This window comes from Salmonella sp. SJTUF14076 (genome assembly GCF_015534835.1).
Classification (GTDB): Bacteria; Pseudomonadota; Gammaproteobacteria; order Enterobacterales; family Enterobacteriaceae; genus Salmonella; species Salmonella enterica.
Genome location: NZ_CP064674.1, coordinates 674157 through 696712, shown reverse-complemented (window position 1 = coordinate 696712; position 22556 = coordinate 674157). Strand labels below are relative to the sequence as shown.

Below are 22556 nucleotides of genomic sequence, written 5' to 3'. Positions count from 1 at the left end.
GCCATCAGAGGGGAAAGGGAGGCAGCGTGGGCGCTTGTGCCAGCGGTGACACAAAGATCACCCCGCCAGCCAGCGCAGCAGAGTGTCACGGGTGATGGTTTCCACCTCATCATTCACGCCTAACAAGCGGCGCTCTGCGTAGCGGACCTCCGGGCCTTTTCGGCTGACGCGATCACGCAGGCCGTAATGGTGAACACGGGCAATGCGCTGCACCTTGCCATCAAACTGCACGCTGGCGGAGTCCGCACTGGCGGCGGTTTTCAGGTATTTTGTGGTGCGAAGCTTTGCAAACATCTGGCGTTTGATGCGCCCCTTCTTGCTGCGGGCTGTCACCCGTCGCGGCTCATAGCCGCTGCCGTCAGGATTACGCTGTAGCCTGATGTTCTGCTGCTGCGTCCGGCGCAGCTGTTGCGCCAGTTGCCGCATCATACGGTTGCGTGCAGCAGGCTCCAGATTTGCCAGCAGCGCCGTCAGCCAGTCATCCACCCTCTGCAGCTCATCCACGTTTCACCGTCCACATTTCTTCGGGTTCGTCCGGCTCCGGCACCGCTTCAACGCTCGACACGCTGCCGTCAGTGCTGACCAGCACACGCTCAGTCAGTTGCAGATTCATACTGATATCGCACACATCGTTGCGCAGAATATCCACTTCAAAGGTGAACAGTTTTTCGCGCAGATCCGGGTTGTTGATGGCATCCGGCTGGCTGGTACTGAGCCACAGCAGGACTGGAGCCATCAGCAGATTCTGGTCGCCGCTGAAATCCTCGATCACCACATTCAGGGTGTAGCGGTATTCCCATGACATGGAGCTGGCTCCTGTTGCCACCAGTGAGCCGTTATCAACGAAAAGGTGCAGCTTGTCCGGGTTGTCCCGGACATAGGCAACCGCTTTATTCAGGGCGCTGCGTAAGGACTGCGGTTTGTTCACTGTCTCGCTCCTGACACGCAATAATCGTGTCCACTTTGTCAGCACAGACCGCCCAGGCGGCCTCAGTTTCATCCAGCACCGCATTCAGATCGCCGTTACTGCGCGGCGCTGACCTTTCCAGGCGGCACTGCGTCACTCTGGGACAGCCACTCACGGTAAGCTGCACCTCCGGCAAGGGCCGGACGCTCCCGCAGCCGGATAATGTCAGCAGGCAAAGGAGTGTCAGCCCAGCGGCGCAAATCCTCGTTTTCACGTTTCAGTTCCTCGATCCGGCGCTGACGGCTTCGCAGCAGTGCGGTGGTCTGTTCCGCTGCCGCATAAAGCCGCGTCTGCTCCCGGCTGTTGGTTTCGGTCAGAATGGACAGGCCGATTAGCTGGCTGTTTTTCTTCGTCAGCTCCTGCGCTTTGCTTTTCAGCGCCACGCCCTGCGTCTCGATGGTGTGGCTGGCATTGTTAAGCCGCCACGACTGCCAGCCCAGCGCCGCAAGTGCCAGGGCCAGCACTACCGCCAGCGCACGCATCAGGCCGCCATCGGCTCATGAAGCTGCGCGCGGGCAATCTGATACAAAACCAGAGTCAGCAGGTAGAAGACCAGGGTGATCACCCATCCCGAAAACGCCAGGCACAGAACAATAAGCAGCCTGATTACCCATGTACGCACGGGTTTTACGGGGTGCGCCCTGAATTTCAGCAATGCCGCCCTGACCTCATCGCGCGCCCGATCTCCGGCGAACCACCCGACGGTGCACAGCGCAGCAAGCAGCCAGGCGAGGAAGCATGACACCTGGACAGACGCACCAACCAGAACCGGCGCACCGCTGCGCGGATACAGCAGGCTGATAACCAACAGCGCAACCCATGCCAGCTGGAAAAAAACGCTCATGACTTTCTTTTTCATTCCGTTATGCTCCTTTTAAGCACCAGGCCATTTCCCGCGCGCGGCGGTTCTCCAGACCTTTATTTTTCACACCGTTAACGTAAATCCAGCGAGGTAGCTGGTTGCATGCCTGCCACCACTGCTGGCGATTGATAAATGACACCATGGTTGACCTGCAGATCGCGCCGGTCCCCACATTGAAACCAATGCTCACCAGCGCATCGTAGACATGTTGCGGGGGCTTCACTGTCAGGCAGGCATCCAGCCTTTTTTCAGTCAGCAGCACATTGTTTATTAACCCCTGCGCCGCCTGCCGTTCCGTGATAGTTTTGCCCGGCACCACACCGGACGTATTGCCGATCCCGTCAGTCCACACGCCCGCGCTGCACTGATAAGGCTGCAGGCGGCATCCCTCGTAATCGGCAATCAGTTTCAGCCCCTCAACGGAGGTATGAAGCGACTGAAATCCGGGCAGCGTGGCGGCGATAGCCAGCACCGCCCCGACAAGGCAGCGCTTAACGATTGAAGGATTCATATTCCCCCCGCGAAATTTTGCCGCCACGTAACAATTTGAAAGACTGGTGTTTGTAGTACCAGTTGATAGCCAGCATCAGCACGCCAATCAGTACGCCGCCAACCGTTGACGCATCCTTGAGCGACAGATCGCCCAGCCATGCCAGCAGCACGGCGATGCAGTAAGTGATAAAGGCGCTGATTCGTTCAAGCGTCATAATTCAGTCCCATAGCTGGACGGTCTGCGCCGTGGTTGACGCCGTAATGTCCGGCAGCTCCACCTGCAGCCCGTGCGGTAAAAAGGGGCCATATTCAGCCAGCCCCGGATTCGCCTGCAGCACCTGTTCAGTGACTCCCTGCGTGCGTCCGTAATGGCGCCAGCAGAGTGCGTCCACCGTGTCATACTGATGCGCACGCACTTTCATCAAATCAGCTCCACCGTCATATGCGGCATATCGCGCAGGCGGGACTCTGCCCAGCGCACATCGCGCCACAGCTCGCCTAAGGTTGTTTCGATATCTTCGGCTTTCTTGCTTCCGTCGCCGGTTGCGTCAAAATCGCGATAGCGCTCAACCAGGTTTGCTTTTGCCCAGCAAAACACCGCACGGCGATACAGCATGAGCCGCTGGCTTTCGCCGTCGATCACATCAGCAGGGACGTCGGCCAGGCTCTCATACCCCTGCGCCCGTTGTTTCTCGCGGAACTCATAAAGATCGGCGTTAACTTCAGCAATCGCTGTCAGCAACGCCAGACGCAGGCGTGGATCGGTGACACTCCCATCCATGCGCATATCACGGCGGAACTCTGAAACCCTGACATCAGGCCAGAAACTGGTGTTTTTAATCACGTCCTGGGTACTTTCCCCGGCCTGTTCCGGCGAAACGAATTGCATATTTCTGGCACTCCCAAATAGTTGGGCGGTGGACGGGGTTTTGACGCGGCATAAAGCCTGTCGCCACCCCGTGCCGCCCCGCGCGTTGGCACGATTCGTTAAGCCGACATTGCCTGTCGCAATCGGCTTTCAAGCTTGTTGATTTCGGTTTTGACGCCAGAACTGTTATCCAGCTGCAGGGCACGCTTCAGATGGTTAAGTGCCGCCACTGCCTGATCGTTATCCCGCAGCGCGTAGCCCATCGCCTTATGAAGTCGGGCGCGGGACTGATCCGGCATATCCTGACCTTCAACGATATCGAGCACCTGGGTAAGAATGGCGGCACTGAATGATTCACCGGCAGAAAAAGCGCGCATTGCCGCGTCGGCAAACTCTTCCGCAACAGCGGTCCCGCAGGTCCGGTTGAAGCGCTGCGGCAGGACCCAGCCGTGTTTAATGGCATGACGGGCAATGTCCAGCGCGCCGGTATAGTCTCCGGCATCAATGCGCCAGATCATGACGTACATCGCCACGTCGTCCTGGCCTGACGCGTCAGCATCCAGTAAACCGGCAATCCATGAGGCATAAGCGGGAAGAAACTCACGTTTGAGCTGAGCCTTGCGCTCATTTGACTGGACGGTTTTAAGGCGCCTGCGGTGTTCTGTCAGCTGTAACAGCATCTGGTTGTAGCCCGTCAGGCTGGCATTACTGCCGCCCTGCCGGGCGGCATCCTGTGCCTGTACATACTGAGTGTGAGCACGGAACGGATTCATTTATCACGCTCCGGCGCCAGCACCGCCAGCTGCCTGCGCATCAAGCGCGCCTTTCACCGCTGCCGTGACGATTTCCTGGATGGTTTCAGTTGTCAGCGCTGGGCTGGCATTGCCACCTGCCTGCACGGGTAACAGTTCGATGTTCTCAACCAGGCAAACGCCATCGTAATCTTCGACAACATACGCCTCGTTAACGGACTCGAAGTTCTCCACGCGGTCACGCTTCGGATTGTCGATGACCGAACGGCGGCGGGAGCCTGATTGCCAGTAAATAGACAGGTTATCCAGGCGGGTGATCAGCATGGCATTAGCCGGGAAGAACGGCGCACGAACGGCCGGGAGGTTGCCGATACGCTTCTGGCTGATGATGAGATCGGCCGCCATCGCTTCGCTGTTTGGCTGGTCACGGTTGACGATCGGGAAATATTTATCCGCCAGTAACTGGCGCCCGACGATAACCACAAGCTCCGTATCTTCCTGATACCACGGCGCGATTTTCTCATTCACGGCGCCCATAACCAGCGCGTCCAGATTCAGGAAATCACCGCCTTTACCAACACGGATAGTCTGAGAAATCACCTCGCCTTCGGACACGATCTTATCCATTACCTGAACGGGTTTCTCCTGGCGGATTTTCTCCAGCCAGCCGATATTCACATCCTGCAGCAGTGGATAGGTCGCGCGGTCTGACGTTTTCTCACGCTTCACGCCGTTGAAGCCGATCATGATGCGGTCAAGCGCCTGGCGGGTAATGATGGCGTCACGGATGCGCGTCTGGAAGTCCTGGAATTTGGCCCATAAATCCAGCTTCGCATAGGGCAGCGCCGTATCAGAGTTGGTCTGGGTACACTTGTACCCTTCACCGTCGATGTAAGTCGGATCAACGGGTTCACGGTCTTTCTGGGTGGTATCAGTATTTCCGGCAATACTGGAACCAATACCCAGCCCCAGACGCTCGCCGGACTGCTCATCAACCGGGATAATGTTGATTTGCTGCAGGAACGAGGAAGACTCCTGGATTTTCGTTTCCAGCGTCTGCGCGACTGACGGCTCAGCCGTATATTTCGAGGCGATATCGCTCACAGATACGCCGTTGAGTTTGGCGAGCTGCGTCAGATAGCCGTTGAATTTAAAACGTGTCTCTTTTTTCATTGTGCTTTTGCTCCGTCAGCAATCGGTGGTTTGTTCTGCGCCGTTATTGCCGGTCGCATTAGGGCGGCGTTCGCTGCGGCTGTCCTGAGTGGAAAGCTGCTCACGCAGGGTGGAGAGTGCGCTGGTTGTCTCATCAACAACCTTTTGCATATTGCTCAGCTTGTTGCTGAAATCGGTTTGATGGGTGCTGACCTGCTCCGCCAGCGTCTGATGCTCACGCGCGATGGTTTCAACAGCCTGATTCACATCAGCAAAGCGGGCGTTATCATCGGCGCCTTTGCGGGACAGTAGCTCTTTCACGCGGGTAAACAGGCTGGTTTTTTCCGGCACGTCCTCAAACTCGATCAGCGTTTCAAGAGCTGCGGTAAACAGGTTGTCTTTGTCCAGCTTGCGGCGCGCCAGGGGGTTATGTTCTGCGCTGGCGCTGAACTGCAGCATTTCAGTACCGAGGCTTGCCGGATCGTCAGTAACCGCCAGACCAACCAGATAAGCGGAGCCGGTATCGGCAAAACTGGTGTTAACTTCCATTGAGGTGAAAAGCTTCTGCCAGTTACCGGTCATGGTGACCAGATCGTCCGTCGGGGCAATCCAGCCATACAGCGCCATCTTCCCGGACAAAGCCCCTTCGGTGATTTCTTCCGCTTCCAGTTTTTCCACCATGCCAAAACGACGGAAAGGCCCATCAGGGGTAAAACCCTTGATGTGTTCCATATTGATCAGCGCGGTGTATACCTGCGGGTTATAGCTCGCCGCCATCTGGGTGATCCAGTCACGTTCAATTACGCGCCCGTCAGTGGTGGCCCCTTCGACCCCAATACGAAAACGCTTAGATTTTTTTGCCATCGGTCCGGCTCCGGTTAGTTAGTTCGTAACACGTTCAGAGCCTTATGTTTGCGGTGATAGGCGCGTGTAAACAACGCGTTGGGTTTGTGCGAACTCCCACACAATGCGAAGCCGGGGAAAGTGCTGATTTGAGGCCGTATGTTTGTGCCATGACAACACTGACCCCCGCAGACCTCGATCCCCGTCGTCAGGCAATGCTGATGTACTTTCAGGGATACCGCGTAGCCCGCATTGCTGAAATGCTGGGCGAGAAAGTTGCAACCGTTCACAGCTGGAAAAAACGCGATAAGTGGGGCGAATATGGCCCACTGGATCAGATGCAGCTCACCACCGCCGCACGTTACTGCCAGCTCGTCATGAAGGAGCAGAAAGAAGGAAAGGATTTTAAAGAAATTGACTTGCTGGCGCGTCAGTCCGAACGACAGGCCAGGATCGGCAAATTTAACAATGGCGGGAATGAAGCAGACCTGAACCCCAACGTGGCCAACCGCAATAAAGGCCCGCGCAAGCCGCCGGAAAAAAACCTGTTTACCGACGAACAGATCGAAAAGTTGGAAGAGATTTTCCGCGCCGGTATGTTCGAGTACCAGCGCCACTGGTGGGACGCTGGTATCAAACACCGTATCCGCAACCTCTTAAAGTCACGCCAGATCGGTGCAACCTACTATTTCGCCCGTGAAGCGTTGATAGACGCCCTGACCACGGGGCGAAATCAAATCTTTCTGTCAGCGAGTAAAGCTCAGGCACACGTTTTTAAACAGTACATCATCGACTTCGCAAAAGAGGTGGATGTTGAGCTGAAAGGCGATCCGATGGTGCTGCCTAACGGCGCCTGTCTTTACTTCCTCGGTACAAATGCCCGTACCGCGCAGAGCTATCACGGCAATCTGTATCTTGATGAGTATTTCTGGATACCTAAATTCCAGGAGCTGCGTAAGGTGGCCTCCGGTATGGCGCTGCACAAAAAATGGCGCCAGACCTATTTTTCTACACCTTCCAGCCTGACGCACAGCGCCTACCCGTTCTGGTCTGGCGCCCTGTTCAATAAAGGGCGCCCGAAAGCCGACAGGGTAGAATTTGACCTTTCTCACAGTAGCCTGGCGCACGGCGTTTTATGCCCTGACGGCCAGTACCGCCAGATAGTCACCATTGAAGATGCCGTAAACGGCGGGTGTAACCTTTTCGACCTGGACCAGCTGCGCCTGGAGTACAGCCCGGACGAATACAACAACCTGCTGATGTGTCAGTTTGTTGACGACCTGGCGTCCGTGTTCCCGCTGGCGTTGCTGCAGTCCTGCATGGTTGACAGCTGGGATGTGTGGGACGATTTCGAACCGCTTTTACTGCGTCCGTTTGCATACCACCCTGTCTGGATCGGCTATGACCCGGCAAAAGGAACGCAGAACGGTGACAGCGCCGGTTGCGTGGTCATTGCGCCTCCCGTCGTCCCCGGCGGTAAATTCCGTATCCTTGAGCGTCACCAGTGGCGCGGGATGGACTTCCGCGCCCAGGCCTCAGCGATTGAGGAAATCACCAGACGCTACAACGTGACCTACATCGGCATTGACTCGACCGGCGTTGGCGATGGCGTTTACAAAACGGTTAAGCAGTTCTTCCCTGCCGCGCGTGAGTTTGTCTACAACCCGACCGTAAAAAATGCCCTGGTGCTTAAAGCCTACGACATCATCAGCGGGCGCCGTCTGGAGTTTGATGCGGGGATGCTGGATATCGCGCAGTCCTTTATGTCCATTCGCCGTTCAACCACCGCCAGCGGCAACCGGCCAACCTACGAAGCAGCCCGCACAGAGGAAGCCAGCCACGCGGATTTAGCCTGGGCAACCATGCACGCACTTTATAACGAACCACTGGCAGGAGCTTCCGCCAGTACCAGCAACATCGTGGAGATTTTTTAATGGCTAACCGCAAAAACCGCAGCAAGGCACCGCGCGGCCAGACCGCCACCAATACGGCCAACATGGTCAGTAATGCACATGCGGAGGCGTTTACTTTTGGCGATCCGATCCCCGTGATGGACCGCCGGGAGTTATTTGATTACCTGGAGTGCGTGCAGGTAGACCGCTGGTACGAACCACCGATCAGCATGGATGGCCTGGCGCGAACTTACCGCGCCGCCGTGCATCACTCCAGCGCTATTCAGGTAAAACGCAATATTCTTACCAGTACCTTCATCCCTCACCGCTGGCTGTCTAAGCAAGCCTTTTCCCGGTTCGCCCAGGACTTTCTGGTATTCGGCAATGCCTACCTTGAAAAACGCATGAACCGGTTAGGGCAGATCATGGAGCTGTGCGCCTCGCTTGCCAAATATACCCGTCGTGGCATTGACCAGGACACCTACTGGTTTGCACAGTATGGCTACAACTCGCAGCCCTATCAGTTCGATGAGGGAAGCGTGTTTCACCTGATGGAACCCGACGTTAACCAGGAGCTTTACGGGATGCCGGAATACCTCTCCGCCATTCCCTCCGCCCTGCTGAATGAATCGGCCACGCTGTTTCGCCGTAAGTATTACCTAAACGGTAGCCATGCTGGTTTTATCATGTACATGAGCGACCCCGCCGCCGATCAGAAAGACGTGGACAACATACGCGAAGCGCTGAAAAAATCGAAAGGGCCAGGCAACTTCCGCAACCTGTTTATGTACAGCCCGAACGGCAAGAAAGACGGCATTCAGATCATCCCGTTGTCAGAAGTCGCAGCGAAAGATGAGTTTCTTAACATCAAGAATGTGAGCCGTGATGACATGCTGGCAGCTCATCGCGTGCCGCCGCAGCTGATGGGGATTATTCCAACGAATACCGGCGGATTTGGTGATGTTGAAAAGGCAAGTCGCGTCTTTGTTCGCAATGAACTCATCCCACTTCAAAAGCGCTTCGAAGAGATAAACGAATGGTTGGGTGATGAAGTGATCAGCTTCAGTCCTTACGCTCTGGAAGCTGAATAACAGGCATAAAAAAGCCCGGTTTGTCCGGGCTTCATGCAAAACGCAGTATGGAATTAAGCAGCTTTCTGCTTCTCTTTGAGTCTGCCATGCAGCTCATTCCCTTCAAACTTGCCTTCCTGCATCATGTGTGGGGCCGCCTGAAGTAGTTCTTCCATTGCGACGCCCATACGGGTGAAAACGTCAGATACTGAGTAATGCTTCTGAGTTTTCTTGTCACTATGCGTCATAGTCATGATTTCCTCTTAGAGGCCTAGCCTCATCATCCGGTGGTGGATGGTTGGCGCAGCATTGTACCACTGCGCAAAAATTTATCTACTGTTTGTTAGAAGTAATATAGCGTCTTACTACATCACTGATTGTAGCAAATGGTGCCGAAAGCAAGTTGATATCACCTTCGAAGCCAAATTTTTTGTAGTGGGCAGCCACTCTATGATTCAGAGCTTCCGGGATTCTAATCTCTGTACACCCGACAGCAGCCCCAAACAGATACACACCCCAAAGCGTGATCATAAACATGTTGCCGTAAAGAGGATGACCTACGTCACCGTCCTTCACGAAGGATTCAACAAAATGAATCTCAATAACACCAGTGTCCTCATCAAAGGTACACAAAGCTGCGCCAGATGGAATATGCCTTAGCGGACCAGACAACAGTTTCAGACAAAACTCAAACTTATCGTCCCGGTTTCCATAACGTGAAAAACCATGATCCCATTCAAGCTGAGCAAAACCTGAAGTCAAGATTACATAGTCTTCGTCATTGATAGGACCGACAGCTATCGGCATCTTCATGTTGTCTAGAAGCATCTGAAGATTACTGATGCTTAGACTAGCAATCTGCTCTAAGTTCAATTCCTTGTCCCTTACACTAACAGCACTAAAGGCGACTACTTTAATGTCATTTTCGGACAAAGACTATAAATCTTTAATGGGACTTTAGCAGAATCTTTTCAAGGTCTGCCACCTATCACTGCAACTTGTGATAGAACACAAAATCTACAGGCAACCTTGCATCCTATTCAACATCTTTTTTGGCTCACTTGTTTTTATCCGCACAAAAAGCCATCTGTTGCTTATGCCCTACCAACGCGCCAGCAGCCTTCTGCGGGGCGCTGATATTTTTTGCCTCTACCCCTACCCTTTAGGATTGAAGCCGCCAGCGGGCCGGAGGATGCGCCTGATTTTAGGGATTTAACCCCGAACTGCGCGCTCGTATCCCCGCCACGCCTGCCCGCTTTGTGTAGTGGTTTTCATGCACCTGCATGACATAAGCAAAAGCCCGCCAGTTCTGGCGGGCCTGAGCAAAAACGATCCTCAAACGATCATGCGATTTCATGCGGCATAGACATGCACAACAGCACTAACGCCTCGCGTGGCTCGTTGTTCAACGTTGCGGACGGTAAAAACCAGTTTTATCGTCCGCAACGTTCGCTAATGTAACCAGCTGTCGTCCTCCCAGACCTGCTGCATTATTTCCATCACTCGCTTTTTATCTTCATCCAGTTTTAACCCGCTCAGCTCGACGCCGTTGGCGCTGCCCTTACGGATACGAATTGCTGTTTTGGGATACAGAGGGCGCAAATTACGGTAAAGCTCGGATTCAAGGGCGTCCAGTGTAGCCTGGCTAATCTTCTGCTCTTTATCGATCATTATTTCAATGCGCATACAGATTCCCCTTAACTGGTTACGTCCATCGACCGGCAGTATTCATGGCTGCGGATTTTCGCCATCAGCTCGTCGGTCAGTTCGGACACCCACTGGATAGCCAGCCGTTTTTCTTCATCGCTGCACTCACTAGCCGCTACAAGCTTGATAAAAAAATCAATGCGCTGGAGCTTCAATGACTCCAAAAGATAATCCTGCATTTTCCCTCCTATCACTACCTCGGACACACAACAACTGTATATATATCCACTGTTTATAATTACAGTATAGTAGGGATTTGCGAATGTAAACCGTTTTTTATCTGTCAATTAGATCGCTCTGATGCGGATCAATAAGAGCAAGAATTGTTAAAGCGGCGGCATCAGTACCACTGACGCCATTTGTCATCTTCCTGCAGACGGTGGTTGCGGTATAAAATACGCAGCCCGGCACCTGACGGAATACTGCCGCCGCGCAGAAGCAGGTCAATCTCTGACTCGCTACCATCGAACCCTCTGGAACTCAGTTCTGCCTCAAGCTGCAGGCGCTGCTGATCCGAAATATTCTGTTTATATGCTTTTTTCCGCTTCGGTTTTACCAGCCTTAACCTGGCTGTCAGCTCCCGCCGTTCCTTATGGCCCATGTTGTGGAGATATTCCTGCAGCTCCTTCTCATCCATGGTTTTAATATCGGGTAAATCACCCCCTGATTTGTTCAGATTTTCAACAGGGGGACAGTTATTGCCACGAGTCCAAGGGGCGCAAGCGCCCTGGTCGGCTGTCGCCTCCTGAAGGTCAACGGCTTTACGAACCATTTTCCACTTCACTGCATGAGTGCAGATCCGGCCCTCAATGAGCGGGGACCAGATGCCATAAATACGAACACCATGATCGCCGTAGGCGCTCGGCTCCTCGTTGAGCTCGTAGGCAGTCCTGACAAGGTGATGTTTACGGGGAACCAAAACGCCGCCCTGCTTCATGATGTAGGTGGCAAAACAGCCAGCATCAGCTGCGGCCAGCACAGCATCCAAACGCGGGTTTTCCAGTACCGGCGCGCCTGCCTTCTTGTCCCCCTGCACTCTGGCAGCCTGTCCAGCCAGAAGGCGCAGCTCGCGGTACGCCTGGCGGCCAGGGATACCAAAGAAGCGGAATTGCTGGACACGGTGCAGCGAAGCCCAGGCGTTCACGTTCTCAGCGTTATCGCGCAGTGATCTGCCCGTTTCTTTACTGATTTCCTGCGCCAGCCCGCGACCGTCGATGTTTTTGCTGATGTATTTGGCGATATAACTGGTCGGCGTACCCTTGCGGGGGTTGATAAGCTCGGACTTGAAGCGCGGCCCGGTATTGGTGCCCAGCTCCTCCCGGTCCTCACGAATGGCGAATTTACGCAGCAGCGCGGTTATGGATTTGCGGTCTTTCTTGCGCATGAAGCACAGCAGGTGCCAGTGCACAGTGCCGTCATGATGTGGTTCAGCAACGCGGACGCCATACCAGCGCAGCCCGGCTTTGTGCATCGCCTTACGGAAGGCGGCGAACATATTCACCAGGTAATCGCTGCTCTGGCGGACCGTAGCACTGGTCCATTTCGGGTTTGGCCTGCCGTTATTAAGCGTCGCGTGAAAGCGTGACGGGCAGGTGATGGTATAGAACACGGCGCATTCGCCACGCATTTCTGCGATCAGCTCCAGCCCCTTAACGCAGGCCATCATTTCGTTGCGCCGGTGCGCCGGATTGCTGCTGCTGGCGTTTACCACTTCTTCCAAATCCAGCGTGTCACCTTCGGCGTTAACCAGCTCATGCGAGCGGAAAAACTCCAGTGATTTGCGGCGCTGTTCGCGTTTGTGGATCACTGCCTCATAGCTGACATACGGGGACGCCTTTTTGTTAACCAGGCAGACAGCACGCAGCTGTTCTTCCCGCCATTCACACCGCATCTGCCACAGCTTGCGATACCACCAGTCCGCGCAAAGCATACGGGCAAGCGAGCCCGGAATAAGTTCGTATGGGACCGGGTTACGGCGGCGCTTTTTGCGGCGCAGCTGCTCGAAAGCAGGCGGGATAACATCAAGGCGCATTGCCTCAGCGGCCACCCTTTCCCATGACCGGCGGATCTCTTCCGGCGTAACGTCTTCATCCGTAAACAGCTCACCGCAGGCAGCATCCAGACACATGCTCATGTGTGCCGCCACCAGGGTAGATAACCGCTTGACCTGCTCCTGGTTCATTTCCGGCAGAACCAGCAGGCCCTCCAGCCCGTCGTGGCTCGCCATAAAACGGAATGACGCAGAAATCTGGCTGGTACGCACGCGCTCCAGGCGTTCAAGGCACGGCCTGATGGTTTCACGCAGATAGCGGGAATAAGCCTTCGGCTTGCCCAGACCCTCGAAATATTTAATCCGTTCAAGCAGCGGCTTACTGATGTGCGCCGGTTGGGCGCTCACGTCAGCAACGATGACCAGATCGGGATTGAATTGCTGCTGCTCGCGGGCCATTTTGGCGCGGCTTATCAGCTGATCCTGCTCCATTTCTCGCTGAACAGGATCACGGGATTCATTGTAGAAATAGCGTTCCCAGACCTCATTACTCAGGGCCTCGCGGCGCAGCTGCTCCTGCTCGTTATCCGCAGCATAGAGAGTAATCAGGTTTGAAAGCGCAGAAACCGGCGCTACTTCCGCCGGGTCCATGTAGGGGTTAATCGCCTTTTTAGGTACATTCCAGGCAAAAGCAGCGGCGGAATCTTCTGCACCGCCGTGCTTTTCAACTTCGTGATGAATCACGCGCGCACCTCATGCACGACCGAGTAATCAGGGCCGCCAGCTGGATCAAAGCCAGCCCATACTTTCGGTTTGAGTACAGCAATTAGTTCGTCTGCGGTTTTCCCTTCGCCTGCAGCAATACCAATGCTGCGTTTTACGTTAATGCGGTTATGAGTGAAATTGCGATACAGGGAACGAGTCAGGAAAGTGTCGCTGTTCGAAACGATGACCGGATGGCCTTCTGATGCACGGCGCTCAAGAATAGAGGCCAGATGATACTGATCGTCCTCAGTAAAACCGGCAGTGTGATAGCCACTGAAAGTACCGTCATAAGGCGGATCGCAATAAATAACATCCCCAGGCACTAACAATGCCAAAGTTTCGTCATAGCTGGCGCAAATGAACGTGGCGCGGGTAGCTTTTTCAGCAAAAGCGCGTATTTCATTTTCAGGAAAATACGGTTTTTTATAATTACCGTAAGGGACGTTAAGCTCACCCTTTTTGTTATAACGGCAAAGACCACGGTAACAGTGGCGATTTAAGAATAAAAACAGCGGCGCGCGCCATTCAGGGGCTTTATCGTGATTGAATGAATCTCGGCTATCATAATAACCATCTTCACTATTGAATGTTTTAAACAGATGTTTGGCACGCTCAATAAAATCTGATGCGTTTGTTGCTATCTCCCGATATAGATTTATTAAATCAGGGTTAATATCCGCGACAAGATAATGAGGATAGTCTGTCGCCATCATTACAGCGCATGAACCCGCAAAAGGTTCAACCAGTCGCGGGCCAGCAGGAAGGTGTTTTTTCAGTTCCGGCATGATGGCGGTTTTATTTCCCGCCCATTTCAGGATAGTGCTCATACAGCACCTCCGTTGTAATGTTTGCCTTTCAGCTCTGCTATTTCCTGACAAGTGACGCAGCACTGCACGCCCGGAATGGCGCGGCGGCGAGCTGGCGGGATCGGCGCATCGCAATCAATGCAGAGAACACGGGAAACGCCCGGCGCTTTATTGCGGGCGGTGTGGATGTGGCGCTGGCGTTCTTCTTCAACGCGCAGCTGTACGAGGTCCATTGAATCAGCCATCAGTGGATCTCCTGTGCTTCGTTCTGAATCTTCACAGCTTCCTGACGCAGCAGCTCAGCCGCTTCCGTGTGGTTAAGCTGACGTGACACGATACGAGCAGCTAAAGAATCCAGACGCGCAGCCATCACATCTGCGCGTCCACGGCGTTCTTCTTTGCGTGCCTCAGTCAGCAGCAGGTTGAGTCCAGCATCATCTGGTCCGGTTTTAGTGGTACGGGTTTCAATATTTCGCATAGTTGTTTCTCCTGAATTTGGGCAATAAGAAGCCCGGCGGGTTTACGCCATTAATTTCTGTTGTGGATTAATTCGGCATGGTTAGCCGTTTTGGAAATAAGCTCACCACTGCACGAAAATGATTCATTGCTTTCACCAGTTCCCGCTTTTCGTCAGTAGTCAGATCACTAATATTGACGCCGTGACGTTCTGCCGGAATTTTTGCCATATAAAAAATGGCTGCCAGTGCCCGCTCATTCTGTTTATTATTTACGTCGCGTGGGTCGCGCATATCTTTAATAAACCTTTCAAGCTCCGGCTCAATATTCAGACCAAACACTTTAGCCCTCAATTCCGCAATATGGTTCAGGCCATCCAGGCGTTCACCGGGGCTTAATGGAACAGTCGCCGTAGCGCCTTCAATAGCCATGATTTCCCCTGTTTGGTTGTGGACAGGTCAGCCAGCAGTTCATCCTGAGAGCGGCACGGGTGCCAGCGCTTGCCATCTTTCCCCATGATCCAGCCATGACCGTAGTGCATTGCCGGGCTTTGCTTTATGAGAAGTGACGCGAAAGATGGTTCTTTAGTCAGCATAACCACCTCAGATCAGACCGAACGAAGCGCCGAGGCCCGTCACGGTATCCACCGCGCTTGCCATCGCCGGGTTAGCCTGCAAACGCGCCTGCATCGAAACGGCAGCCAGTGCCATCAGACGAGTAACAGAGTTAATGCTGCTGATAACATCGCGGCGGCCTGCGGTGGTTTTCACATCACCCGATACGGCACCGGCAGCAACACGTCCGATTTCAGCAGTAGCGCTCATGACGTAATGCGGCAGCTTCTCTTTTGCCACTTCGTTCATCGGTACGCATGGCAGGCAGTGAATCTGCGCCAGAAAACCGTCAACCAGCGTGGAGTCCTCAGTAAGATCGGTAAGCAGCCAGATTTCCGATGGAGTGAGCTGATGCGGTTGCTCCGGGTTCAGCTTGTTACGCAGCGTCTGGACGTTCATTCCCGCGCGTTCTGCCAGCTTCGCCATGTTGTGACGCAGCGCAAAAGCCCGGCAGGCTTCGTCAAAATGCGGATGTTTGGAAACACGATAATCAAACATGATGTAAATCCTTTTCTATCCCAAAATGGAACTATCAGGCTTGCATTGCGACTTCGCAGCCTTGGGCCGCTTCCATCGTCAACGCGAACATGTTGATTTCGATAAGGCTGTTAACTCCGGCTTTTTTCCTGATGGGCAGGCGGTTTTCCCGGATCATTTGACGGGCATAACTAGGCTTGTAACCAGTACGGCGACAGAACTCATCCAGTGTGATGAATGGCTCAGATACCACAAGGTTGATGCTGGGGCGCATTGAAAAATTGCTTTTCATGATGCACTATTCCTCAGTTTGTGTTTAAAAACTTCACTATTCGGAACTATTCGCAATCATTCCGAACACCACAAAACCGATGATAGGATCGCATTTTAAATATGTCAAACACAAAAGAGACCCCTCTCGCGATCTCAGAATACAATTTCCCATCTCAAAGTGGTGGGAAGGAAGCGATAACTCGTATTCTCCAGGCCTATGGATTCAGTACCAGACAGGCTTTGTGCGATCACCTTGGGGTATCCCAGAGCACTATGGCAAACCGTTGGATGCGCGATACTTTTCCGCATGACTGGCTCATTGCCTGCCATCTTGATACAGGTGCATCCATGCTTTGGTTAACTACAGGACAAGGCACTCCCACCACAAAAATAATCAATGACAATGGATTGCTTTTGCAATTAAAAGAAATCTCAAACGGGATTTACTCATCATCTGAACAGGTCCGTTATGACTCCTGCCTTATCCCCCCAGATACAACAGCTCCGTTCTTGGTGAAGTTTGAAAAGGCTTTCTATCTTGTGGATGAGTTCAGGGGAGAAATCAACGATGGAATCTGGTTGATTAAATTAGATGGTTTTCTGAGCATCAGGCAAGTTTATCGCCTTCCTGGCGGACGCTTACGTGTAGAGAATGGTCCCGCATCCTTTGAATGCACCCCATCGGATATTGAGGTTAACGGTAGGGTGATCAGCAAAACAGCATTTACAGAATGAGCGAATTCGACTTTATACGGAAATAAGTTAAGGCTACTAGCATGAAAAAATTAATGGCAATCGTTACGTTAGGTTTAGTGTTTTTGGCAACACAGCCATCATATGCACGCAATTACCCATGCTCTGGGAAAAAAGGTGGCGTCTCACACTGCACATCTGATGGCAAATTTGTTTGCAATGACGGCACTATCAGTAAATCAAAGCGAATTTGCTCTAAAAACTGATTATGGCTGTCTCAAAGTTAGCTAATGGTAAGTGGCAGGCTCAGGTCTTCCCCAACGGTAGGGATGGGCGGCGCATCCGTCGCCAATTCGCCACCAAGGGCGAAGCCATGGCCTTTGAGCGTCACATTAAGGATCAAGCGCAGGACAAGCCTTGGTTAGGAGAAAAAGCAGATAAGCGGCGAGTTACTGATCTTGTTGAAACCTGGTTCAACGCACATGGCGTTACACTCTCTGATGGCCTCAAGCGTAAAGGTGCAATGGAATTTGCCTGCTTTGCTATGGGAAACCCTCTCGCCACTGAATTTAACGCCAAACTTTTTGCAACCTACCGTGAACAGCGTTTAAGCGGGAAAATTACACGTTCAGATCGGGTAAAAGCAGTGACTCCCCGTACTGTCAATCTTGAGCTGGCGTATTTCCGCGCCATGTTCAACGAACTGAAAAGACTGGATGACTGGAGCGCGCCCAATCCGCTCGAAAACGTCCGGGAATTTAAAATAGACGAGGCAGAGCTGGCTTGGCTAACAGTCGAAGAAGTCAAGCAACTGCTGGCAGAGTGTGAGAAAAGCAAAGCGGTAGATTTAGTAACCATCGTAAAAATATGCCTTGCAACCGGAGCACGATGGGGCGAGGCGGAGTCACTGACAGGCAAGCAAATAAGCCCCGGCAAAATCACTTATATCAAAACCAAGGGCAAGAAAAACCGCGCCGTTCCAATAAGTGATGAGCTTTACGAAATACTCCCAAAAGTAAGAACATCAAAACCAGTCTTTACGGGGTGCTATTCTGCGTTTCGTGGGGCAATTAAGCGAGCGGGGATTGAGCTACCTGACGGGCAGCTGTCACACGTTCTACGGCACACATTTGCAAGCCACTTTATGATGCGCGGGGGTAACATTCTTGTACTGCAGCGTATCCTTGGACACACTGATATTAAGGTGACGATGCGCTATGCTCATTTCGCCCCAGACCATCTGACAGAAGCAGTGGAGTACAACCCCTTAAATCTGATTTGATGGCAGCAAAATGGCAGCAAACCTATTCACTATGCTTTCATATTCCCCACTATTCGACGGCGCAAGGCGTTGAAATCAAAGTAACTTATTGTTTTATAAGCTTTAAGTTTGGGACTCATAATCGCTTGGTCGCTGGTTCAAGTCCAGCAGGGGCCACCAAATTTTAGCTTTAAAATCATATGATTAAGCCACTCTAACGAGTGGCTTTTTTGTTTTCATAACCCCCAGTGTCGCAAAAGTGTCGCGCTGATATTTTTCATTCCCAGATAGAAACCGATCAGACTGCTTTGATACCTCTGCGGTTTTGCGGCTGCTATTTTTTTAATTAAAATTATCATATAGTATTTTACTATATGATAATCACTATAGAGAGTGTACTGATGCCACTTATCGACTACATCAAGAAATACTACAATGGCAATCAGGCATCCTTTGCCCGACTGACCGGCGTTCAGCCCGCCCAAGTGACGCAATGGCTGGATAAAAAATTCATTGTGGTGGATCACACTCTCTACAGCCCGCGTCGCAAACTCGGCACATAACTCTACTTTTGTTCAGTTGTACCTGAACCATATGTGTGCAAAATCTGTTCTCTCGACCTCTGCAAGCTCTGCGACGCTTTTCAGTTCTGTAAAAATCAATAAACTCCCCTGAAGCCCCGCCGCCGCTGGGCTTATCACGTTTACCGCCAGAACGCACTGGCACACAAACGATCCACCGCAACTCACATAAAATTTATTTTCACCTTATTTATCTGTGTGTTACGTTTTCCGTTAGATCCTTTATCGATCCTTCAAACTGAAAATTACTGAAATTCCTTTCAATCTTTTCAGTTTCCAGTCTCCGCAAAACTGCCAGTACTGGTGCGGGCTGGCGATATGATTTGAAGAAAAATAAAACTGAAAAATTTTTACGATCCAGAAACCGCAGGCGGGTGCGGTGTAGCGCCGTTTTTGTCTGCGAAAGATTTATTTTGTCAACGTGTGGCGTCGTCAGCGTAACGTGACAGCACAGATCCTTTTGTGGTGTTGCGCGGTAGTGGTCAGATAAAAGAAGCGCTTAGAATGCGTCTGGTGACGCCTGATGAAGGATGTAAAAAAACCGCATTATGCGGGCTGAAAAGAGAGAATCAGGCGATGATGTTCTGGTACTTGCTCCGGGTCTGCCCGGCCTTCGCTGCCGTCTGGTTAAATGCGCCCGCGTTCGTCGGCGTACCGACACTGGGGTGCGAATGGCTCGCGCACTGCTGCGCCAGCTCTGCCAGTAAATCAATGGTGTCCAGCATCATAGTTAGCGTATTTACGCCCTCGCTACCGATATGCACGGTTGGCCCCATAATCTGCTGACCGCCCGCCGCCACAGATTTACGTAATGCGGCAATCTTTTCTGTCAGGGTTCCCCCCACATCAACATTCATGGCGCCGGCCACTTTCGTGGACAGCTGCCCGGCGATTTCGGTTTCTTCATTTCCTGTAATACTGGCCAGCCGGTTTCCTTTTACCGCCTGGCTGAAGTCGCCAGCACTGACCTGCTGTATGGCTCCGGCCATCAGCGTGGCGGTACCCAGTACTGTGATTTTATCCGTGGCTTTCACCGTGGTTTCACGGCTGACCAGTTCTCGTCGTTCCGTGTCGGCTTTCACCGTCCGCGCCATCGATGTTTCACTGATGGTCTGATCCGTCTGGCGTACCCAGTCTCCTGCCTGTGTCACGCGTTGCGAGACTTCCGCTCGCTGCTGTTGCAGCTGTTCGCCGGGCTTAATGTCCGGCAGACTGGTGCCATCCGGCAGCGTCTGCCTGATAAAGGGCTTGTCCGGTCTGCCGCCCGTAAACGCCACTTCTACCAGCGTTCCTTCCGGTGGAAACTGGAACATTCCCGAATCGTTACCGGCCATTGGCACTGGCAGCGGTACGGCGGAATATACCGGCGTCTGGTTGTCCGGGTTGCCGTCCGCGTCAAGCAGCTGCACGTCAACAGCGTACCGTGGCCGGAACGGGTCGGCAAAATTACCGCTTTTTACGGCCTCGCTGGGTGCCACCACCCTGGCCAGTTTGGGCAGGTGAAGACCTGAAGCCAGTTCCGGGTAATGGCTTTCTATCTGACGCTGCGCCGGTGTTTTCTGCAATGGCTGACCTGTGGCGCGGTTCCGTGGTGTCCACGTGATGGTCATTGTGTCATTCGCCAGATGAACTTTGGTCACGCGTTCCCCGTTCACGTCCACGCCCGGACGAAGACTCTGGATCACCGGCAATGTCATGGAATTACCGCCCGCCGTTCCCTGGCTGAACTCTGCCGGGATTTCTACCGGGCGTCCGGCAAACAGCGCCTTTTCTGCGCCGCCGACATACAGCGAACCATCCGGCAATGGATACCAGATGTAATCCGTGATACTGAATGCCCTGCCCAGGTTATTCAGCAGCTGGTATCCCGTCCCGTTATGGGTGAAATGGGGGATCGGTTTATCACTGTACGGCACATCCGGTACCGCAATGCTGATCCCGCTGTTTTCCTCCAGCCATCCGGCCACATCGCGCAGTGTGGGATGCTGAAATGAGCATGGCCACATCCGCTCAAACACGCCAGCCAGCTCGCGGACAAACAGACGCTGATAACCGTTTTCGGCAGGCTGTGAGCGCTCCACATAGCCGGTAAACCAGCGCAGAAGTAAACCGGAATACCCCACATCCAGCCGTACCAGTTTGCCGGTGTAGTCTGTGGTCGTCTGTGCCGTAATAAAGCCACGTCCGCAGCTGTTCAGCTCCAGCACCAGACTGGCGTCAGCCAGGTGTATTTCATCCGTTGAAAGGTAAAGGCGTTTTACTGGTTTCATCATTAACCCAAAGCGTCATTGACGGGCTTCAGCACCCTGCGTTCAAACCACGTCAGTTTTTCTTCATCCTCTCCGGCATTCTGACCAGCGGATTGTCCCGTACTGCTGGCCGTCTGTTTTTTTGCCGTTGTTTTACCGGTTGCCCTGGCTTCCCGCTTCTCCTGCACGCTGACATGTTCCGCCAGGGTGAACGTGACCAGCCAGGCCATTTTTCCGTCCTGCTGCGGCGCATCCAGCATTCCGCTGAAGGTGGCCTCACGAAAATTCACCGCTCTGGCCACCTCATGCGCAACGCGGTATTTCATGCGTTTCCCGTCTGCATCGGTGGCGCTGGCCAGTTCAAAAATACGCTTCAGGATCTCCGGGTTTTTAAAGGGTATTTCGCCGCTGATACGCAGCTCTTTGCCCTTTGCCCCCTGCTCTGATTTGGTGGTCGCGCTGGTCTGACCGGACTGGTCTTTATCCTGAAACTGCTGGGAAACGGTCACGCGCATGTTTTTCAGCAGTATGGCCTCACCATTAAGCGCCAGTGTCGGGATCGACGTCATGAATCATGCCCCTTATTCCATCAAGATTTTTTCCGGCCAGCATGATTGCCGCAGTATAAACGGCTGAAGGCTGCGGAATGTCCTTTACCAGCGCCAGAAGGGTGGCGGCGGTGTCGCCACTGGCCGTAAATACCCATGCCCTGGCGCTTTTCCCCTGTAAATCAGCGAGGCCGCTGGCCACATCGTTAATCAGGTTGTCACGCAGTTGCGTAAATTCCCCCAGCTGTTGTTTCAGCCCTTCCAGGCTGAATCCGGCGCCAGCCGCTTTCTGCGCCTCACTGATAGCGGCAGCGGATAACGCTGCCCTGCTGGTCGGAACGGACAGCGGAATGGCAACCGGCAGTCCTGCCCCGGCTTTCGCGGGGATCTGCATTTTCTCAGTAGCCAGTGTCGCCGCAGACTCAGCCAGACGTCTAACCTGGGTGAATGCGGGCGCGGGGAAAACATCCACCAGGCTGTTAAGCCCCTTCATGAAGTTTTCATGGGTCTGTCCCGTTACCATCATGATCACCACATCGGTATTGCCTCCCGTTCCGGCCAGCCTTTCCGCCAGATAATGGATTGCATTGACCGGACTCAGGTATGCCCCGTTATCTGTCTGCTGCCCCAGACCGTGAATCCACGGATGCGCCGGAACGACAGAACAATCCAGCGCAGCCAGAGAATCCGTAAAAGCCAGACGCGCTTCACGCCACATCCGGTACCTCCGGCCAGTCAATATCTGGCGCACCAGTCAGATCCAGACGGCGCAATTTTGTACGCACTTCACGTAAATCGGAAAGTTCGACCAGCTCGGCATCAGTAATATCACTATCATCCTGCGCTTCCATAAGCTGATTGATTTTTGACGTGACCGACGCCATGCGCCGGTCGCGTTCTGCTGTCGCTAAAGCAACATAATCAACCTGAACAGGTGCGATAACGCCGTTGCTATAGGTAAAATTACCAGCCTGGAAACCATCAGGAATATCAGTATCAGCGAGTTCCACAACAGAGCAATTCAGCGGAAATAACTTTGTTGCATCTTTATCCGCAGCAATAATCAGACCTGTTTTGTCATACTGTATTTTCAGTGTGTCTGGCTGAAATAATTTCTGTAGCACATACCAGTCAACACCTGATTCATCGTGGATAAACTGAACGCTGCAGTTCTCTGATAACTCCTGCTGAACAGGGGTTAATTCCGTTGTTTTAGTGAAATTTTTAAAATGCCTCAT

33 protein-coding genes are annotated in these 22556 nt (G+C 53.1%); 5 read left to right on the top strand and 28 right to left on the bottom strand.

Annotation, left to right across the window (positions count from 1 at the left end; translation table 11 throughout):
• Positions 1-57: 57 nt before the first annotated feature.
• The 12 genes from HU143_RS03435 to HU143_RS03385 form a co-directional block, all read right to left on the bottom strand.
• Positions 58-504 carry a phage virion morphogenesis protein gene (locus HU143_RS03435; protein ID WP_039505111.1) on the bottom strand — a complete coding sequence of 149 codons (447 nt, stop codon included), beginning with the start codon at positions 502-504 and terminating at the stop codon, positions 58-60.
• Positions 497-928, bottom strand: coding sequence for a phage tail protein (locus HU143_RS03430; RefSeq protein ID WP_001039961.1), 432 nt, complete (start codon positions 926-928; stop codon positions 497-499). The genes HU143_RS03435 and HU143_RS03430 overlap by 8 nt, the downstream gene beginning before the upstream one ends.
• Positions 891-1139: an Rz1-like lysis system protein LysC gene (gene lysC, locus HU143_RS24395; RefSeq protein ID WP_223195149.1), complete on the bottom strand. Its 249-nt coding sequence runs from the start codon at positions 1137-1139 to the stop codon at positions 891-893. The genes HU143_RS03430 and lysC overlap by 38 nt, the downstream gene beginning before the upstream one ends.
• The gene (lysB, locus tag HU143_RS03425; RefSeq protein ID WP_164848160.1) at positions 1024-1452 is read right to left on the bottom strand and encodes an Rz-like lysis system protein LysB; all 429 of its coding nucleotides are present in this window, start codon (positions 1450-1452) and stop codon (positions 1024-1026) included. Before lysB ends, lysC begins: the two co-directional genes overlap by 116 nt.
• Positions 1449-1826, bottom strand: a complete 378-nt coding sequence (locus HU143_RS03420; protein ID WP_032266128.1) for a DNZ54_00345 family protein — start codon at positions 1824-1826, stop codon at positions 1449-1451. The genes lysB and HU143_RS03420 overlap by 4 nt, the downstream gene beginning before the upstream one ends.
• A 4-nt stretch (positions 1827-1830) precedes the next feature.
• Positions 1831-2340 (bottom strand): lysozyme, encoded by a 510-nt coding sequence (locus tag HU143_RS03415; RefSeq protein WP_032266129.1) that lies wholly within the window; start codon positions 2338-2340, stop codon positions 1831-1833.
• On the bottom strand, positions 2321-2536 hold the full coding sequence (locus HU143_RS03410) for an HP1 family phage holin (protein ID WP_000171565.1): 216 nt from the start codon (positions 2534-2536) through the stop codon (positions 2321-2323). Before HU143_RS03410 ends, HU143_RS03415 begins: the two co-directional genes overlap by 20 nt.
• A 3-nt stretch (positions 2537-2539) precedes the next feature.
• Complete coding sequence (locus HU143_RS03405) at positions 2540-2743, bottom strand: tail protein X (protein WP_000868184.1); 204 nt, start codon at positions 2741-2743, stop codon at positions 2540-2542.
• Complete coding sequence (locus HU143_RS03400) at positions 2743-3210, bottom strand: head completion/stabilization protein (protein WP_047746799.1); 468 nt, start codon at positions 3208-3210, stop codon at positions 2743-2745. Before HU143_RS03400 ends, HU143_RS03405 begins: the two co-directional genes overlap by 1 nt.
• Positions 3211-3308: 98 nt before the next feature.
• Complete coding sequence (gpM, locus tag HU143_RS03395; RefSeq protein ID WP_006777754.1) at positions 3309-3962, bottom strand: phage terminase small subunit; 654 nt, start codon at positions 3960-3962, stop codon at positions 3309-3311.
• A gap of 3 nt (positions 3963-3965) precedes the next feature.
• On the bottom strand, positions 3966-5114 hold the full coding sequence (locus HU143_RS03390) for a phage major capsid protein, P2 family (protein WP_053216772.1): 1149 nt from the start codon (positions 5112-5114) through the stop codon (positions 3966-3968).
• A 15-nt stretch (positions 5115-5129) separates the two neighbouring features.
• Positions 5130-5957 (bottom strand): GPO family capsid scaffolding protein, encoded by an 828-nt coding sequence (locus HU143_RS03385; protein WP_053216773.1) that lies wholly within the window; start codon positions 5955-5957, stop codon positions 5130-5132.
• A gap of 149 nt (positions 5958-6106) precedes the next feature.
• On the opposite strand from HU143_RS03385, the gene HU143_RS03380 reads away from it, so the two are divergent.
• Entirely contained in the window at positions 6107-7870 is a 1764-nt protein-coding gene (locus HU143_RS03380) for a terminase ATPase subunit family protein (RefSeq protein ID WP_017382378.1), read from the top strand.
• Entirely contained in the window at positions 7870-8919 is a 1050-nt protein-coding gene (locus HU143_RS03375; protein ID WP_053216774.1) for a phage portal protein, read from the top strand. The genes HU143_RS03380 and HU143_RS03375 overlap by 1 nt, the downstream gene beginning before the upstream one ends.
• A gap of 53 nt (positions 8920-8972) precedes the next feature.
• Here HU143_RS03375 and HU143_RS03370 read toward each other — a convergent pair whose 3' ends face one another.
• From HU143_RS03370 to HU143_RS03315, 12 genes are all read right to left on the bottom strand, one after another.
• Positions 8973-9146 carry a hypothetical protein gene (locus HU143_RS03370; RefSeq protein WP_223195148.1) on the bottom strand — a complete coding sequence of 58 codons (174 nt, stop codon included), beginning with the start codon at positions 9144-9146 and terminating at the stop codon, positions 8973-8975.
• Positions 9147-9231: 85 nt separating this feature from the next.
• Positions 9232-9726 (bottom strand): hypothetical protein, encoded by a 495-nt coding sequence (locus HU143_RS24390; RefSeq protein WP_053216779.1) that lies wholly within the window; start codon positions 9724-9726, stop codon positions 9232-9234.
• Between the two features lie 624 nt (positions 9727-10350).
• Complete coding sequence (locus HU143_RS03360) at positions 10351-10584, bottom strand: DinI family protein (RefSeq protein ID WP_001217561.1); 234 nt, start codon at positions 10582-10584, stop codon at positions 10351-10353.
• An 11-nt stretch (positions 10585-10595) separates the two neighbouring features.
• Positions 10596-10784: a hypothetical protein gene (locus tag HU143_RS03355; protein ID WP_001154443.1), complete on the bottom strand. Its 189-nt coding sequence runs from the start codon at positions 10782-10784 to the stop codon at positions 10596-10598.
• Between the two features lie 161 nt (positions 10785-10945).
• Positions 10946-13339: a replication endonuclease gene (locus HU143_RS03350; RefSeq protein WP_039505137.1), complete on the bottom strand. Its 2394-nt coding sequence runs from the start codon at positions 13337-13339 to the stop codon at positions 10946-10948.
• Positions 13336-14187 (bottom strand): DNA adenine methylase, encoded by an 852-nt coding sequence (locus tag HU143_RS03345; RefSeq protein WP_079792110.1) that lies wholly within the window; start codon positions 14185-14187, stop codon positions 13336-13338. Before HU143_RS03345 ends, HU143_RS03350 begins: the two co-directional genes overlap by 4 nt.
• Positions 14184-14411 (bottom strand): TraR/DksA family transcriptional regulator, encoded by a 228-nt coding sequence (locus HU143_RS03340; RefSeq protein ID WP_039505139.1) that lies wholly within the window; start codon positions 14409-14411, stop codon positions 14184-14186. The genes HU143_RS03345 and HU143_RS03340 overlap by 4 nt, the downstream gene beginning before the upstream one ends.
• Positions 14411-14644 carry a DUF2732 family protein gene (locus tag HU143_RS03335; protein ID WP_001744223.1) on the bottom strand — a complete coding sequence of 78 codons (234 nt, stop codon included), beginning with the start codon at positions 14642-14644 and terminating at the stop codon, positions 14411-14413. The genes HU143_RS03340 and HU143_RS03335 overlap by 1 nt, the downstream gene beginning before the upstream one ends.
• 67 nt (positions 14645-14711) lie before the next feature.
• The gene (locus HU143_RS03330; RefSeq protein ID WP_000963477.1) at positions 14712-15053 is read right to left on the bottom strand and encodes a DUF5347 domain-containing protein; all 342 of its coding nucleotides are present in this window, start codon (positions 15051-15053) and stop codon (positions 14712-14714) included.
• On the bottom strand, positions 15017-15217 hold the full coding sequence (locus HU143_RS03325; RefSeq protein WP_015386352.1) for a phage filamentation protein Fil family protein: 201 nt from the start codon (positions 15215-15217) through the stop codon (positions 15017-15019). The genes HU143_RS03330 and HU143_RS03325 overlap by 37 nt, the downstream gene beginning before the upstream one ends.
• Before the next feature lie 7 nt (positions 15218-15224).
• A complete protein-coding gene (locus HU143_RS03320) occupies positions 15225-15734 on the bottom strand; it encodes a phage regulatory CII family protein (protein ID WP_015386351.1) in 510 nt (169 codons plus the stop codon).
• A gap of 34 nt (positions 15735-15768) precedes the next feature.
• Positions 15769-16005: a hypothetical protein gene (locus HU143_RS03315; protein ID WP_015386350.1), complete on the bottom strand. Its 237-nt coding sequence runs from the start codon at positions 16003-16005 to the stop codon at positions 15769-15771.
• Positions 16006-16106: 101 nt separating this feature from the next.
• Between HU143_RS03315 and HU143_RS03310 the strand changes: the two genes are divergently transcribed.
• From HU143_RS03310 to HU143_RS03300, 3 genes are all read left to right on the top strand, one after another.
• Positions 16107-16721 (top strand): phage repressor protein CI, encoded by a 615-nt coding sequence (locus HU143_RS03310; protein WP_015386349.1) that lies wholly within the window; start codon positions 16107-16109, stop codon positions 16719-16721.
• A 226-nt stretch (positions 16722-16947) separates the two neighbouring features.
• The gene (locus tag HU143_RS03305) at positions 16948-17961 is read left to right on the top strand and encodes a tyrosine-type recombinase/integrase (RefSeq protein ID WP_015386347.1); all 1014 of its coding nucleotides are present in this window, start codon (positions 16948-16950) and stop codon (positions 17959-17961) included.
• Between the two features lie 380 nt (positions 17962-18341).
• Positions 18342-18503: a hypothetical protein gene (locus HU143_RS03300; RefSeq protein ID WP_001128281.1), complete on the top strand. Its 162-nt coding sequence runs from the start codon at positions 18342-18344 to the stop codon at positions 18501-18503.
• A gap of 587 nt (positions 18504-19090) precedes the next feature.
• Here HU143_RS03300 and HU143_RS03295 read toward each other — a convergent pair.
• The 4 genes from HU143_RS03295 to HU143_RS03280 are packed head-to-tail and all read right to left on the bottom strand — an operon-like array spanning position 19091 to position 22556.
• Positions 19091-20794 carry a hypothetical protein gene (locus HU143_RS03295; RefSeq protein WP_000977529.1) on the bottom strand — a complete coding sequence of 568 codons (1704 nt, stop codon included), beginning with the start codon at positions 20792-20794 and terminating at the stop codon, positions 19091-19093.
• Positions 20794-21339, bottom strand: a complete 546-nt coding sequence (locus HU143_RS03290) for a hypothetical protein (RefSeq protein WP_000200791.1) — start codon at positions 21337-21339, stop codon at positions 20794-20796. Before HU143_RS03290 ends, HU143_RS03295 begins: the two co-directional genes overlap by 1 nt.
• Complete coding sequence (locus HU143_RS03285) at positions 21311-22036, bottom strand: hypothetical protein (protein WP_000267954.1); 726 nt, start codon at positions 22034-22036, stop codon at positions 21311-21313. The genes HU143_RS03290 and HU143_RS03285 overlap by 29 nt, the downstream gene beginning before the upstream one ends.
• On the bottom strand, positions 22026-22556 hold the full coding sequence (locus HU143_RS03280; RefSeq protein WP_051129144.1) for a tail fiber assembly protein: 531 nt from the start codon (positions 22554-22556) through the stop codon (positions 22026-22028). Before HU143_RS03280 ends, HU143_RS03285 begins: the two co-directional genes overlap by 11 nt.

Coding starts and splice junctions, on each gene's coding strand:
- HU143_RS03420 (WP_032266128.1), bottom strand. CDS start 1,826: ATGAAAAAGAAAGTCATGAGCGTTTTTTTCCAGCTGGCATGGGTTGCG.
- HU143_RS03320 (WP_015386351.1), bottom strand. CDS start 15,734: ATGTTTGATTATCGTGTTTCCAAACATCCGCATTTTGACGAAGCCTGC.
- HU143_RS03315 (WP_015386350.1), bottom strand. CDS start 16,005: ATGAAAAGCAATTTTTCAATGCGCCCCAGCATCAACCTTGTGGTATCT.
- HU143_RS03385 (WP_053216773.1), bottom strand. CDS start 5,957: ATGGCAAAAAAATCTAAGCGTTTTCGTATTGGGGTCGAAGGGGCCACC.
- HU143_RS03300 (WP_001128281.1), top strand. CDS start 18,342: ATGCCACTTATCGACTACATCAAGAAATACTACAATGGCAATCAGGCA.
- HU143_RS03405 (WP_000868184.1), bottom strand. CDS start 2,743: ATGAAAGTGCGTGCGCATCAGTATGACACGGTGGACGCACTCTGCTGG.
- HU143_RS03310 (WP_015386349.1), top strand. CDS start 16,107: ATGTCAAACACAAAAGAGACCCCTCTCGCGATCTCAGAATACAATTTC.
- HU143_RS03415 (WP_032266129.1), bottom strand. CDS start 2,340: ATGAATCCTTCAATCGTTAAGCGCTGCCTTGTCGGGGCGGTGCTGGCT.
- HU143_RS03390 (WP_053216772.1), bottom strand. CDS start 5,114: ATGAAAAAAGAGACACGTTTTAAATTCAACGGCTATCTGACGCAGCTC.
- HU143_RS03360 (WP_001217561.1), bottom strand. CDS start 10,584: ATGCGCATTGAAATAATGATCGATAAAGAGCAGAAGATTAGCCAGGCT.
- HU143_RS03370 (WP_223195148.1), bottom strand. CDS start 9,146: ATGACGCATAGTGACAAGAAAACTCAGAAGCATTACTCAGTATCTGAC.
- HU143_RS03355 (WP_001154443.1), bottom strand. CDS start 10,784: ATGCAGGATTATCTTTTGGAGTCATTGAAGCTCCAGCGCATTGATTTT.
- HU143_RS03305 (WP_015386347.1), top strand. CDS start 16,948: ATGGCTGTCTCAAAGTTAGCTAATGGTAAGTGGCAGGCTCAGGTCTTC.
- HU143_RS03285 (WP_000267954.1), bottom strand. CDS start 22,036: ATGTGGCGTGAAGCGCGTCTGGCTTTTACGGATTCTCTGGCTGCGCTG.
- HU143_RS03380 (WP_017382378.1), top strand. CDS start 6,107: ATGACAACACTGACCCCCGCAGACCTCGATCCCCGTCGTCAGGCAATG.
- gpM (WP_006777754.1), bottom strand. CDS start 3,962: ATGAATCCGTTCCGTGCTCACACTCAGTATGTACAGGCACAGGATGCC.
- HU143_RS03340 (WP_039505139.1), bottom strand. CDS start 14,411: ATGGCTGATTCAATGGACCTCGTACAGCTGCGCGTTGAAGAAGAACGC.
- HU143_RS03290 (WP_000200791.1), bottom strand. CDS start 21,339: ATGACGTCGATCCCGACACTGGCGCTTAATGGTGAGGCCATACTGCTG.
- HU143_RS24390 (WP_053216779.1), bottom strand. CDS start 9,726: ATGCTTCTAGACAACATGAAGATGCCGATAGCTGTCGGTCCTATCAAT.
- HU143_RS03335 (WP_001744223.1), bottom strand. CDS start 14,644: ATGCGAAATATTGAAACCCGTACCACTAAAACCGGACCAGATGATGCT.
- HU143_RS03330 (WP_000963477.1), bottom strand. CDS start 15,053: ATGGCTATTGAAGGCGCTACGGCGACTGTTCCATTAAGCCCCGGTGAA.
- HU143_RS03375 (WP_053216774.1), top strand. CDS start 7,870: ATGGCTAACCGCAAAAACCGCAGCAAGGCACCGCGCGGCCAGACCGCC.
- HU143_RS03410 (WP_000171565.1), bottom strand. CDS start 2,536: ATGACGCTTGAACGAATCAGCGCCTTTATCACTTACTGCATCGCCGTG.
- HU143_RS03325 (WP_015386352.1), bottom strand. CDS start 15,217: ATGCTGACTAAAGAACCATCTTTCGCGTCACTTCTCATAAAGCAAAGC.
- HU143_RS03280 (WP_051129144.1), bottom strand. CDS start 22,556: ATGAGGCATTTTAAAAATTTCACTAAAACAACGGAATTAACCCCTGTT.
- HU143_RS03345 (WP_079792110.1), bottom strand. CDS start 14,187: ATGAGCACTATCCTGAAATGGGCGGGAAATAAAACCGCCATCATGCCG.
- HU143_RS03295 (WP_000977529.1), bottom strand. CDS start 20,794: ATGATGAAACCAGTAAAACGCCTTTACCTTTCAACGGATGAAATACAC.
- HU143_RS03400 (WP_047746799.1), bottom strand. CDS start 3,210: ATGCAATTCGTTTCGCCGGAACAGGCCGGGGAAAGTACCCAGGACGTG.